The 13,091-nt window shown below is 33.3% G+C and carries 16 protein-coding genes and 1 other RNA gene; 15 read left to right on the plus strand and 2 right to left on the minus strand.

Annotated features, from left to right (window positions below; translation table 11 throughout):
• Positions 1 to 17: 17 nt before the first annotated feature.
• The 3 genes from menA (at position 18) to OH814_RS01745 (ending at position 2,231) form a co-directional block, all read left to right on the plus strand.
• Positions 18 to 947, plus strand: coding sequence for a 1,4-dihydroxy-2-naphthoate octaprenyltransferase (gene menA / locus OH814_RS01735; RefSeq protein ID WP_308826861.1), 930 nt, complete (start codon positions 18 to 20; stop codon positions 945 to 947).
• Positions 948 to 958: 11 nt separating this feature from the next.
• Complete coding sequence (locus tag OH814_RS01740) at positions 959 to 1,405, plus strand: SRPBCC family protein (protein WP_308826862.1); 447 nt, start codon at positions 959 to 961, stop codon at positions 1,403 to 1,405.
• A 139-nt stretch (positions 1,406 to 1,544) separates the two neighbouring features.
• On the plus strand, positions 1,545 to 2,231 hold the full coding sequence (locus tag OH814_RS01745; RefSeq protein ID WP_308826863.1) for a metal-dependent hydrolase: 687 nt from the start codon (positions 1,545 to 1,547) through the stop codon (positions 2,229 to 2,231).
• Positions 2,232 to 2,298: 67 nt separating this feature from the next.
• Here OH814_RS01745 and ffs read toward each other — a convergent pair.
• Positions 2,299 to 2,396, minus strand: an RNA gene (gene ffs, locus OH814_RS01750) — signal recognition particle sRNA small type.
• A 132-nt stretch (positions 2,397 to 2,528) separates the two neighbouring features.
• Between ffs and OH814_RS01755 the strand changes: the two genes are divergently transcribed.
• From OH814_RS01755 to OH814_RS01805, 11 genes are all read left to right on the plus strand, one after another.
• Positions 2,529 to 3,125, plus strand: a complete 597-nt coding sequence (locus OH814_RS01755; protein ID WP_308826864.1) for a DUF4199 domain-containing protein — start codon at positions 2,529 to 2,531, stop codon at positions 3,123 to 3,125.
• A gap of 16 nt (positions 3,126 to 3,141) precedes the next feature.
• Positions 3,142 to 4,092, plus strand: a complete 951-nt coding sequence (locus tag OH814_RS01760) for a glycosyltransferase family 2 protein (RefSeq protein ID WP_074228842.1) — start codon at positions 3,142 to 3,144, stop codon at positions 4,090 to 4,092.
• 56 nt (positions 4,093 to 4,148) lie between these two features.
• Positions 4,149 to 4,481: a hypothetical protein gene (locus OH814_RS01765; RefSeq protein WP_308826865.1), complete on the plus strand. Its 333-nt coding sequence runs from the start codon at positions 4,149 to 4,151 to the stop codon at positions 4,479 to 4,481.
• Entirely contained in the window at positions 4,481 to 5,182 is a 702-nt protein-coding gene (locus OH814_RS01770; protein ID WP_308826866.1) for a GIN domain-containing protein, read from the plus strand. Before OH814_RS01765 ends, OH814_RS01770 begins: the two co-directional genes overlap by 1 nt.
• Positions 5,183 to 5,256: 74 nt before the next feature.
• On the plus strand, positions 5,257 to 5,613 hold the full coding sequence (locus OH814_RS01775) for a four helix bundle protein (protein ID WP_308826867.1): 357 nt from the start codon (positions 5,257 to 5,259) through the stop codon (positions 5,611 to 5,613).
• An 81-nt stretch (positions 5,614 to 5,694) separates the two neighbouring features.
• Entirely contained in the window at positions 5,695 to 7,410 is a 1,716-nt protein-coding gene (locus tag OH814_RS01780) for a phospho-sugar mutase (RefSeq protein WP_308826868.1), read from the plus strand.
• Between the two features lie 76 nt (positions 7,411 to 7,486).
• A complete protein-coding gene (locus tag OH814_RS01785) occupies positions 7,487 to 8,740 on the plus strand; it encodes an aminotransferase class I/II-fold pyridoxal phosphate-dependent enzyme (RefSeq protein WP_308826869.1) in 1,254 nt (417 codons plus the stop codon).
• Between the two features lie 33 nt (positions 8,741 to 8,773).
• Positions 8,774 to 9,136 (plus strand): four helix bundle protein, encoded by a 363-nt coding sequence (locus tag OH814_RS01790; protein WP_308826870.1) that lies wholly within the window; start codon positions 8,774 to 8,776, stop codon positions 9,134 to 9,136.
• Positions 9,137 to 9,158: 22 nt separating this feature from the next.
• Positions 9,159 to 9,881: a 3-deoxy-manno-octulosonate cytidylyltransferase gene (kdsB, locus tag OH814_RS01795; RefSeq protein WP_308826871.1), complete on the plus strand. Its 723-nt coding sequence runs from the start codon at positions 9,159 to 9,161 to the stop codon at positions 9,879 to 9,881.
• A 120-nt stretch (positions 9,882 to 10,001) separates the two neighbouring features.
• Positions 10,002 to 10,664 (plus strand): histidine kinase, encoded by a 663-nt coding sequence (locus tag OH814_RS01800; protein ID WP_279196102.1) that lies wholly within the window; start codon positions 10,002 to 10,004, stop codon positions 10,662 to 10,664.
• Between the two features lie 14 nt (positions 10,665 to 10,678).
• A complete protein-coding gene (locus OH814_RS01805; protein ID WP_076558613.1) occupies positions 10,679 to 11,257 on the plus strand; it encodes a glutathione peroxidase in 579 nt (192 codons plus the stop codon).
• Positions 11,258 to 11,296: 39 nt separating this feature from the next.
• Here OH814_RS01805 and OH814_RS01810 read toward each other — a convergent pair whose 3' ends face one another.
• Entirely contained in the window at positions 11,297 to 11,950 is a 654-nt protein-coding gene (locus OH814_RS01810) for a metal-dependent transcriptional regulator (RefSeq protein WP_115618938.1), read from the minus strand.
• An 85-nt stretch (positions 11,951 to 12,035) separates the two neighbouring features.
• Between OH814_RS01810 and OH814_RS01815 the strand changes: the two genes are divergently transcribed.
• Positions 12,036 to 13,067: an aminotransferase class V-fold PLP-dependent enzyme gene (locus tag OH814_RS01815; protein ID WP_308826872.1), complete on the plus strand. Its 1,032-nt coding sequence runs from the start codon at positions 12,036 to 12,038 to the stop codon at positions 13,065 to 13,067.
• The last annotated feature ends 24 nt before the right edge of the window (positions 13,068 to 13,091 follow it).

Here is a 13,091-nt window from a genome sequence, read left to right on the forward strand (position 1 = left end):
TCTTATCAATTATAATTATGACCGATTGGATAAAAGCCGCAAGGCTGAGAACGTTACCGCTTTCGTTAAGCGGAATTATCATGGGTTCTTTCATTGCAAAATGGAGACTCAGAGAAGAAGGAGGAATTTGGGACTGGAAAATCTTTGCTTTGGCGCTTTTGGTGACTTTGCTGTATCAGGTTTTATCAAACTATGCGAATGATTACGGAGACGGTGTAAAAGGAACCGATGCCAAAAGAATTGGTGAAGCAGAAGCAAGAGCAGTAGCTTCGGGTAGAATTACCGCAAAACAGATGAAAAATGCTGTCATTTTGTTCTCTTTTTTATCTTTCGTAGCGACTTTCGCACTTTTGTATCTGGCTTTTATTCCGGATTATATGAATGAGTTTTATATTTTCATCGGATTGGGAGTGGCAAGTATTCTGGCTGCAATCGGGTATACGGTAGGTAAAAAACCTTACGGATATATGGGATTGGGCGATATTTTCGTTTTTATATTCTTCGGTTTGGTTTCGGTTTGCGGAAGTTATTTTCTGTTTACAAAAACTTTTTCTTGGGATATACTTTTACCGGGAACCGCCATCGGAATGATGAGTATGGCAGTTTTGAATCTAAACAATATGCGTGACATCGAAAGCGATAGATTATCAGGAAAAAATAGTTTTGCTCTAAGAATTGGTTTTAGAAATGCGATGATTTACGAAATGGTTTTATTGCAACTTCCATTGATTCTTATTCTGGTTTTTTTAGGCATAAACAACTTTATTCAGTTACAGAAATATTACGTATTTATTGTCATGATTTTATTGATTCCGGTTGCGAAACTGAGAAGAAATATAATGGATGTAAAAGAGCCGAAAAAGCTCGATCCATTTTTGAAGCAAGTTGGTATACTTACTCTGATGATGGCTGTTTTAACAGTTTTGGGACTTAATTATTTTAGCTAAAACTTTCTGTTATGGAATCTAAAATATTTGTACAGGCTCAGATGTTGATCAGAAAACCGATTGACAACGTTTTTGAAGCATTTATCAACCCAGAAGTCACTACCAATTTTTGGTTTACAAAGTCAACTGGCAAGCTGGAAGAAGGTAAAACAATTACGTGGGAATGGGAAATGTATGGTGCAAAATCTGAAGTAAAAGTTCTCCTTGTTATTCCAAATCAATTGATAAAAACAGAGTGGGGGTTGTTTTCTAACAATGTAGATTATGAGTTTAAAGAAATGGAAAAAGGAACTTTAGTCATTATCAAAAGTTACGGATATTCTGAAACCGGAGATGCACTTATATCTGTAATCAATGACAACACAGGCGGTTTTACAACGGTTTTAGATGGCTGCAAAGCTTACTTAGAACACGGAATTAATTTGAGATTGATTGAAGATAAATTTCCTTCGAAATAATAATCATAATTAGGATTAAAACAAAAATGCTTCGACTACGCTCAGCATGACACTGTTAAAAACAGTTAGTATTAGCGTTGTCATGTTGAGCTTGTCGAAGCATCTCTATTAAATGTAAAAATTCAAAAATAAATTTAAAATGAAAATACAATACTTAGGACAAAACTGTTTTTTGTTCACGTACAAAGACAAAACAATTCTTTGTGACCCTTTTTACAACTATAAAAAAGCAGAATCTGGGTTTGATATTTCGGCTCAGAAAATCGATTATATCTTAATCACTCATGCTCACGGCGATCATATTGCTGATGTAGAAGAGGTTTTGCAGCATCATCCTGAAGCTACAATTATCGGTCAGCCGGAAATCTGTGCGTACTTTAAAAATGCTAAAAATAAAGACGATGTGAATTTAGGAGGATCTGCAAAGATTGATGACCTTAAAATTTCTATGGTTCCTGCTCATCATACAAGTTCGTTTCCTGATGGAAGCTACGGTGGTGTGCCTGTAGGATATATTTTCAGACTTCCTGAAGGTAAAAACGTGTATTTGGCTGGCGATACAGGAGTAATGGCAGATATGCAGTTGTTTCCGGCGTTGTACGGGAATTTAAATCTTTCAATTCTTCCAATTGGCGGTCATTATACGATGTGTGCAAGAAAAGCAGCTTTTGCAGCGTCAGAATTATTGAAAACTCCAAAAGTAATCGGATGTCATTTTGATACTTTCCCGGCAATTGAAATCAATCATGATAATGCAGCGAAGCATTTTGCTGATAAAAATGTTGAATTGGTTTTACCTAAACTCGGAGAAAGTTTCTACATATAACAAAAAAAATTAAGAGATTAAGTAATTTAAATAAAATCATCTTAATCTCTTAACTTATAAAAATAAAAAATGGCAAGCTACCTAAATCACACCGCTACGACCAATTACCTTTGCTGCGTTCCCACCCTGGAGGATTCTCAGGAGCTGGTTGTTTAGGACTTGCCGTTGCAAAGATAGGAACTTATTTTAAAATTAAAAATATTATTACAGAAAAAATCTTTAAAAATCCCTTTATTAAGGCTAAAACGCTGAAATTTAGAGCAATATTTTTTAAGAAATTTTCTAAAAATTAGAATTATGACGAAAAGTCCATTTACCCTAGGAGTTTTATTGTATGCTGTTACAATGGCAATCTTTTTTGTAGTCTACACATTTTTTTCAGGTATCGAATATTTTGATACTACACTGAAAGTCAATGCTTTTGTTTTGCCAATTGTCTATGTTTTATTTGCTTTTTGGTCTGTAAAATCTCATTGGAATAACCATCAAATGAATTTTAAAGAAGCTTTTAAAAGAGCGTTTGTGCCAATGTTTGTAGGTGGAATTTTATCTATCGTAAGTATCTTTTCTTTCTTAAATTTCATCGATACGGATGCGAAAAAACTATTAAATTACCAATATGTACACCGCCAAAAATCTGAATTAGATAAAGAATATCAGTCAGCAAAAAAGATTCTGAAGCATCAAAAAGACATTGATGAGCTGGAGCAAAAATATCAGGAAGGTCTTCAAAGGTTTGATCCTGCGACGATAAAAGATAAAGATATGCTTACGGCGAGTCATTTTTCAGGATATTTTGCAGCAATTCTTATATTTTACGTAATTTTGTCTGTCTTTTTTGGAGCGTTTTTCAGAAAAAAAACAAACCATCAGGAAGTAATTAATCAAGAATAATTTTTATTAAAATTAAATGAATTTATCTATAGTAATTCCGTTACTCAACGAAGAGGAGTCTCTCGAAGAGTTGTTTACAAGAATCGACAACGTTTGCAAAACCAGTAACTTATCTTATGAAGTTTGGTTTATCGATGACGGAAGTACAGATTTGTCGTGGAGCATTATTGAGAATTTAAAAGTGCAGCATCCACAAATCCACGGAATAAAATTTTCCAGAAATTACGGAAAATCTCAGGCTTTACATGCTGCTTTTGAAAGAGCACACGGTGATGTTATTATCACGATGGATGCAGATTTACAAGACTTCCCAGAAGAAATTCCTGAGCTTTACAGAATGGTGATTGAAGATAATTACGACATTGTTTCGGGCTGGAAAAAGAAGCGTTTTGACAATGTAATGACCAAAAATATTCCTTCGAAACTATTCAACGCTGCGGCAAGAAAAGTTTCAGGAGTTTATTTGCATGACTTCAACTGTGGGCTGAAAGCGTATAAAAAACAGGTTGTAAAATCAATTGATGTGTACGGCGATATGCATCGATATATCCCGGTTTTGGCTGCGAATGCAGGTTTCAGAAGAATTACAGAAAAAGAAGTTCCGCATCAGGCAAGACCTTATGGAACATCAAAATTTGGGACTGAAAGATTTGTTCGCGGATTTCTAGATTTGGTAACACTTTGGTTTGTAAGTCGTTTTGGAGGTAGACCAATGCATTTTTTCGGAGCCGTAGGAACGATTATGTTTATTGTAGGTTTTCTTTCAGCTTTTTGGCTGGGAATTTCGAAACTGATTGATGTAGCAAGAGGAATTTACGGACATTTAATTACCAATAATCCTTGGTTTTTTATTGCATTAACGATGATGCTAATGGGAACTTTGCTTTTTATCGCAGGATTTTTAGGTGAAATGATTATCCGTACAAACAGGGAGCATAAAAATTATAATATTGACGAAGTGATATAAGATGTATGAAATTTTATCTATTAATTCTATGTACCTTTTTTCTATCATGTTCAGAAGTGAAACAGACAGAGCCGATAACTTCACAATGGGAATTTATCAGCATTAATGAAGGCGAAAGATACGAAGTTAATGCTAAAATGTTGAATAACATCAACAAAGAAAACGGTACTGGCACATTAGAATTTAAAGATGATTTGTCTTTTTTATCGTTGGGAAGCAAAAATAAAAGTGCGGGTACTTATACTTTAAAAAATAACACTTTGGTTATGCAATATTCTAATCTGCCTGAGCCAATAAAGTTTAATTATTCTGTTGTTGACAAAAAATACTTGCTTTTAAGAAATACTGATGGTAAAAAACTAACATGGCTTTATAAAAAAAGTAAATAATGAAAAAAATAGTTTTAGGAATAAGTTTACTGGCTATATTTTCCTGTGGTAAAATTTCTCCAAAAGGAAATTTAGAGAAGAAAGAAATTAATGTTGAAGAATTTGTAAACCTTAATCTTGAAGGAAAGTTTCGTGTATTTTATGCAAGAGGACCGAAAAACTTTGTAGAAGTAGAGACCTACCCGAATATAGCCGGAAATCTGGATATTGATGTGGATGACAAAACCCTTTCCATCAAAGAAAGCAGGAAAACTAAAGGCGTTGATTTCTATAATATCACGATTTATTCAAAATATAATCTGGAAAAAATTTCAATTTCAGATTCTGTAGAAATGAATATTTCGAGTGAAATTAAGACCGATAATTTCAAATTAAATTTAAAAAATTATGCTACTTTTATGGGGTCATTGAACACAAGAAGAGCGGAAATTGATATGCAGAACAAAAGCCGCGCTAATTTTTTAGGTGCAACTAAAGATGCGGTAATAAAAATCTCTGACACTGCAAGTTTAATTGCTCCTTACTGGAAAATTGTCAATTTGAATGTAGATTCTCAAAACGGAAACTACGCAGAAGTCAACGTAAAAGATACATTAAAAGGAACTGTGAAAAATACAGCAAAATTTGTGTATTATAACGATCCGATCAGAGCTTTTAAAGTTGACAAAACAACGAGAGTAGAGAATAAAAAATTGAACTAAGCTGGAAGTTGGAGGCTTGATGAGGGAAGTTAAGTAGGTTTGAAGTTAAAATTTATTAATTAAACACAAATGAGATGAGTTTTAAATTTGAAAAGTTGAGAATTTGGCAGATATCAATGGAATTTGCAGAAAGTATTTATAAAATAACTTTGAATTTTCCAAAAGACGAATCGTTTAATCTCACTTCTCAAATTAGAAGAGCTTCTGATTCTATTGCATTAAATATTTCTGAAGGCTGTATTTTACAATCAAAATTAGAGTTTAGAAAATTTTTAGGATATTCGATACGATCATTAGCTGAAGTAGTTACCTGTTTGTACAAAGCAAAAAACAGAAAATATATTTCGGAAGAAGAATTTAATAAATTATATAATGAAAGTTATAGTTTAATGAATCAGATTATAGCTTTTAGAAATCAAATAAAAGATTAAAAAAGATGGAAGCCTGAAACAGGATGATGGAAAACCTCCAGCTCCCTGCTTCCAAACTTCCAACTAAAAAAATATACAAATATGACAACATTAGAAAAAGCGAAACTTTGGTTAAATGATTCCTTTGATAAAGAAACGAAGGATGCTGTTCAATTGTTAATCGACAGCAATTCTCCTGATTTGGAAGATTCTTTTTACAGAGAATTAGAATTCGGAACAGGAGGGATGAGAGGAATTATGGGTGTTGGAACCAATCGTTTAAATAAATATACGTTAGGTCAAGCAACACAAGGACTTGCGAATTATATGTTGCAGCAGTTTCAAGGTGAAGAAATAAGCGTTGCGATTGCTTATGATGTAAGAAATAATTCAAAAGAATTCGGAAAATTGGTAGCAGATGTTTTAACAGCAAACGGAATAAAAGTTCTTCTGTTTAAAAATCACAGACCAACTCCGGAGTTATCTTTCACTGTTCGTGACAGAAAATGTAATGGAGGAATTGTATTGACAGCCTCTCACAATCCGCCTGAATATAACGGTTACAAAGTATATTGGAATGACGGCGCGCAAATCGTTCCGCCACATGATGAAGCGATTATCAATGAAGTATATTCGGTAAAATTTGAAGAAATAAAATTTGAAGGAAATGACGATCTTATCGAGTGGATCGGAGAGGAGCAAGATGATGTTTATATCGATGCCTGTATCGAAAACTCTTCATATCAGGATGTTGGAAAAGGTAATTTAAATATTGTTTTCACTTCCATTCATGGAACAACTTACACAACTGTTCCGAAAGCTTTGGAAAAAGCTGGTTTCAAAAAGATTGATTTAGTTAAAGAACAAATGATTCCGAGCGGAAATTTTCCGACCGTAGATTCTCCAAACCCGGAAGAACCTGCAGCTTTGGAAATGGCGATGGATTTAGCTAAAATCACCAATGCAGATATCGTAATCGGAACAGATCCCGATGGAGACCGATTGGGAATTGCCGTCAGAAATCTGGAAGGTGAAATTCAATTATTAAACGGAAACCAGTGTAATACGATTTTGACGTATTATATTTTAGACCAATGGAAAAAACAAGGAAAAATTACAGGAAAAGAATTCATAGGTTCTACAATTGTAACTTCAGATATTTTCTTTGATATAGCTGAAAAATTCGGTGTAGACTGTAAAGTTGGATTGACAGGTTTCAAATGGATCGGAAAAATGATCCGTGATTTTGAAGGTGAGGAAAAATTTGTTTGTGGTGGTGAAGAAAGTTTTGGTTTCATGACCGGAGATTTCGTTCGTGACAAAGATTCTTGCGGAAGTATCATTTTAGCCTGCGAAATTGCAGCTTGGTGTAAAGCGAACGGAAAAACGATGTACGAATACCTGATTGAGATTTATCAGGAAACCGGAATGTATTACGAAGGTTTAATTAATATCGTTAAAAAAGGAAGAGACGGAGCGGAAGAAATTCAGAATATGATGAAGAATTTCCGAGAAAATCCTCCAAAATCATTGGCTGGTTCATTGGTTGAAGAAGTAAAAGATTTTAAAGAGCAGACCAATTTCGTAGTTTCTGAAAATGAAAAACATGTAATGGATGATATTCCAAAATCTAATGTTTTAATTTATTACACTCAGGACGGAACAAAAGTTTGCGTAAGACCTTCAGGAACAGAACCGAAAATTAAATTCTATGTTTCTGTGAAAGAAAATATAACTTCAAAAGAAGATTTTGAGGAAACTTTAAAAGCTTTAGAAGCAAAAATAGAAGAAGTAAGAAAAGATCTTCAGTTGAATTAAAATAATTAGATGTTAGATTTCAACTTTTAAATCTAACATCTAACATCTAGTATCTAATATCTAACAATAATAAAAAGTGAAAGTTTCAAAATTAGCAGCGAACCTTATTGGTTCTGAAATTGTAAAAATTGGTAATGAAGTAAATGATTTAAAGGCGAAAGGAGCAGAGATTGCCAATCTTACGATTGGAGATTTAAATTCTAATCTTTACCCGATTCCTGCAGAATTAAAAGAAGAAATTCAGAAAGCGTATCAGAATAATTTAACCAATTATCCACCGGCAAACGGATTGTTATCTTTAAGAAGTGAAGTTTCTAAAGACCTTAAAACAAGATGGAATCTTGATTATTCAGCAAACGATATTCTGATTACAGCAGGTTCAAGACCGTTGATTTATGCCGTATATAAAACAATTGTTGATGAAGGCGATAAAGTAATTTATCCTACACCGTCTTGGAATAATAATCATTACGCTTATCTTACTTCTGCAGATGCTGTTGAAGTGAAGACAACTCCGGAAAACAATTTCTTACCCACTGCTGATGATTTAAGACCTCACTTAAGCGGAGCTGTTCTTTTAGCACTTTGTTCGCCGTTAAATCCTACAGGAACCATGTTTACAGAAGCTCAGTTGAGAGAAATCTGTGAAATGATTTTAGAGGAAAACAGCAAAAGAGGAGCAGACCAAAAGCCGTTATATTTAATGTACGATCAGATTTATTCTAATCTTACTTTTGGTGCAAAACACGTTGATCCGGTATCTCTTTTCCCTGAAATGAGAGAATTTACAATTTATATTGAAGGTATTTCCAAATGTCTTGCCGCAACAGGAGTTCGTGTAGGATGGGGATTTGGTCCGGCTCATATTATTGATAAAATGAAAGCTTTATTGACTCACGTTGGAGCTTGGGCACCAAAACCAGAGCAGGAAGCAACTGCAAAATATTTCCAGAATGCTGATAATGTCAATACATTTATCGATGATTTTAAAGGAAAACTGGAAGCAAGCTTAAAGGTTCTTCACAACGGAATTCAGGGTCTGAAAACGAAAGGTTTAACTGTTGAAAGTATTGAACCGATGGGTGCACTTTACTTGACAATCAAGTTAGATTACATCGGAAAGACAAAGCCAGACGGAATAGTGATTGAAAATTCTTCTGATTTGGTATTTTATTTAATCAATGAAGCAGGCGTTGCTTTAGTACCTTTCTCTGCATTTGGCGAAGCTAAATCTGAGCCATGGTTCAGAGCTTCTGTTGGAGGTTTAGATATCAAAGAAATTGAATTGATGATGCCTAAATTGGAAAATGCTTTAAATAATTTAAAATAATGCTTTTAAGTTATAAGTTATTAATTATAAGTTATGAGTGAAAGTATTGTTGGGAAAGAGAGCTTTGAATTCGCAATACATATTGTCAATTTCTATAAAAAGTTTAGTGTTGAAAAAAAAGAATACATTTTATCCAAACAAATCTTACGTTCAGGAACTTCTATAGGAGCAAATGTACGTGAAGCATTGAATGCTCAAAGTAAAATGGATTTTATTCATAAATTATCCATTTCTCAAAAAGAATGCGATGAAACAATTTATTGGCTTGAACTTCTTTTTGCAACTCAATATATTTCAAAAGAAGAGTTTGAGAATTTAAAAAACCAGGCTTCACAATTACTAAAAATTATACGAAGTATAATAATAACCACAAAGAATAAGACTCATAACTTATAATTAATAACTTATAACTCTTAACATGAAAATTATCGCTGTAATTCCTGCGCGCTATGAAGCCAGCCGTTTTCCCGCAAAACTGATGCAGATGTTGGGTGAAAAAACAGTCATTACAACTACGTACCAAAATGTTGTGGAAACCGGACTTTTTGACGAAGTATTTGTAGCAACGGATTCTGAAATTATTTTTAACGAAATTGAAAACAATGGCGGAAAAGCTGTAATGACGGGGCAACATGAAACAGGAAGTGACAGAATTGCAGAAGCTGTACAGAATATCGATTGCGATATCGTAATCAACGTTCAGGGGGATGAGCCGTTCTTAAAATTAGAACCTTTACAACAATTGATTGACGTTTTTAAAGAAGATGAAAATCAGGAAATTTCTTTGGCTTCATTAAAAATAAAACTTCACGAAAAAGAAGAAATAGAAAACCCAAATAATGTAAAAGTAATTACCGATAACAACGGTTTTGCACTGTATTTCAGCCGTTCTGTAATTCCTTTTCACAGAGAAATTTCTTTTCAGGTTGATTATTTCAAACATATCGGCGTGTATGCTTTCAGAAAACATGCTTTACTTCAATTTTCAAAACTGGAAATGAAACCTTTAGAAATTTCAGAAAAAATAGAATGCATTCGTTACCTTGAATATGGTATGAAAATAAAGTTGATTGAAACCAATTTCATCGGAGTAGGAATTGATACGCCTGAAGATCTGGAAAAAGCCAGAAAATTAATTTGAAAATTTGTTTAAATTAGATAATTTTGAAAATGTTATGTTATCGGCTTTCATTTTCAAATTGCCTCATTTTCAACTTTTAAAATTAAAAAAGCCTTATATTTGATTTTATAAATTGATTTAATGAAGAAATTACTCATCGCTTTCGTCCTGATTTTTTCTCAACTGTCTTTTGCTCAGACTGCTAAAGAAATTATCGAAAAAAATATAGAATTATCGGGAGGATTGACCAATTGGAAACTTTTAAATTCAGTATTACTTCAAGGAAAAGTAATTTTAGGAATTAAAGACGAATATCCTATCAAAATATATCAGCAAAGACCCAATTTAACCAAAACTGTCATTACAATCGGAGGAAAAGACACCGCCATTGAAGGGTATGACGGCAATAAAGGGTACGCCATGAATTATGCAGCCAATAAACTTCAGGAGTATAAAGAATATGTTCCCGAAAGCTTTGATAATGATTTTATTGACTGGGAAAATAAAGGTTTTGAAGCAAAATATTTAGGGAAAGAAAAAGTAGGAGAGATCTATTGCCATAAAGTAGAATTGACCAAAAACGTTAATAAAAACTACTACTATTTTGATACTAAATCATTCATGCTTTTAAAAGAAATAAAAAAAGATGAAACTTTAACGTATTCAGATTACAAAAAGGTCGGGAATTTGATGATGCCATTCAGATTAGAATCATCGAGCACCAAAAAAGATGGCGATTACGTGATGCTTCTCTACAAAGTGGAAATCAATAAAGTATTTCCTGCTAACAATTTTAAATTTTAAATAAATATCTCAAAATGAAGAATTTTTTTATAGTGCTTATTTCTTTTATGGCGTTTTCTAACAGTTGCGCTCAGAAAAAAAGCGAAGTTTCTAAAGTAAAAACAAAACAGGCTATGTCACAAACAATATACGATTATAAAGTAGACGCTCTTGAAGAAGGCAAAACAATCAACTTTGCAGATTTTAAAGGAAAGAAAATTCTTGTTGTAAATACTGCTTCAGAATGTGGTTTTACCCCTCAATACGCAGATTTGGAAAAGCTTTCTAAAGAATATGGTGATAAACTGGTCGTTGTTGGTTTCCCTGCAAATAATTTTGGCGGACAAGAACCAGGAACGAATGTTGAGATTGGTGCTTTTTGTCAGAAAAATTATGGGGTTACTTTTCCTTTAGCAGCTAAAGTTTCTGTAAAAGGTGATGATACTGCTCCAGTTTTCAAATATCTTACTGAAAAACAACTAAACGGAGTAAAAGATACCGAAGTAAAATGGAACTTTACCAAGTTTTTAATTGATGAAAACGGGAAGCTAATTGATAGTTTTGTAAGCAAAGTAAAGCCTACAGACGAAGAAATTACCAAATATTTGAAATAATTAATTATATTATTGAAGCGGATTTTTAATCCGCTTTTTTTAATGCTTTACCAGAATCTTTTCTGTCGCTTTCTTGCTGAGAACCTCTGTTTTTCCGGAAATTTCTATGGTAATTGATTTATCGAAATCTTCAATTTTAAGAATTTTAATCTTAGTATTCAGAAGAAGTTTTCTTTCAGTAAGGTAATTAAGAAAGGCATCATCAGATAACGTAACAGAGGCAAAAACTACAGTTTCACCCACTTTACAGTTACTTAACTGCTGAAGATCCTGTGCAATAATATTTCCGTCTTTATCGGGAATGGGCTCGCCGTGAGGATCAAATTTCGGATAGTCTAAAATCTCATCCATTTTATCGAAGAAAATCTGCGAATGTACATGCTCCAGCTGTTCTGCAATCTCGTGCACATTTTCCCAGCCAAAATTCATCTTTTTCACCAAAAACATTTCAGTAAGACGATGTTTTCTTACCACCAAAGCGGCTTCACGTCTGCCTTTTTCGGTAACTCTAAGCGGTTTATAGGTTTCATAAATCACCCAGTTTTTATCGGCAAATTTCTTCATCATATTATTAACGCTCGGCATTTTTACGTTAAGAAATTTGCTCAATTCATTAATCGTGACTTTTCCTTCATGGTCAACTACATGAAACAAAGCTTTCAGATAATTTTCTTCTGTTAATGTTGTTCTCAAAATGTTAGATGATTTTCATTACAAATCTAACAAAATATTTTTTAAATGTTGGTCTTGTTATTTTAAGATTTTTTAATTTTACACTATGAAATTTTCTTTTAAAAACGATTATTCCGAAGGTTGTCATCCTCAGATTTTAGAATCTCTCCTTCGCAATAATCTCGATCAACAGGCAGGCTATGGTGAAGATGAGTATTCTAGAAAAGCTAAAGATTTAATTAAAAATAAGATTGAAGCACAGGATGCCGATGTCTATTTTGTATCCGGGGGAACGCAGGCAAATCTGATTGTTATTTCATCTATTTTAAGACCTTATCAATGCGTAATTTCTGCTGCAACAGGTCATATTCTGAATAATGAAACCGGAGCAATTGAAGCAACGGGACATAAAATTTTGAGTATCGAAAAGGAAGACGGAAAACTATTTCCATCAGATATTATTCCTGTTTTGGAGAGCCATCAGAATATTCCACACCAGGTGATGCCGAAGTTAGTTTATATATCAAATTCTACAGAGCTCGGAACGATTTATACAAAAAAAGAACTGGAAGACCTTTCAGCATTTTGTAAAGCAAATAATCTCTATCTCTTCATGGACGGTGCGCGGTTGGGGCATGCTTTAACCTCAGAAATCAGTGATTTAGAATTAAAAGATATTGCTCAACTGACCGATGTTTTCTATCTCGGCGGAACTAAAAACGGAGCTTTATTAGGAGAAACAATTATCGTTAATAATAAAATTTTACAGGAAGATTTTGCTTTTAATATCAAACAAAAAGGAGCGTTATTGGCAAAAGGAAGGCTTCTGGGAATTCAGTTTTTGGAGCTGATGCAGAACGATTTATATTTTGAGCTGGCTAAGAATGCCAATCAGCAGGCAATGAAGATAAAAAATGCTTTGTCTGAAAGGGGAGTGCAGTTTCTCTCTGATACCTATACCAATCAGATTTTTCCTATTTTAGACAATCAAATCATTGAAGTTTTATCTAAAAAATTTGAATTTTATGTTTGGAAAAAAATAAACGAAAATTCATCAGCAATCCGTCTGATAACTTCATGGAATACTAATAATACTGCTGTTGAAGAGTTTATTAAAACTTTTAATGGTGAATTATAAATGAAAAATGCAACTCACAAGAGT

Origin of the sequence: Chryseobacterium sp. CFS15, from assembly GCF_031118795.1 — a bacterium.
Lineage (GTDB): Bacteria > Bacteroidota > Bacteroidia > Flavobacteriales > Weeksellaceae > Chryseobacterium > Chryseobacterium indoltheticum.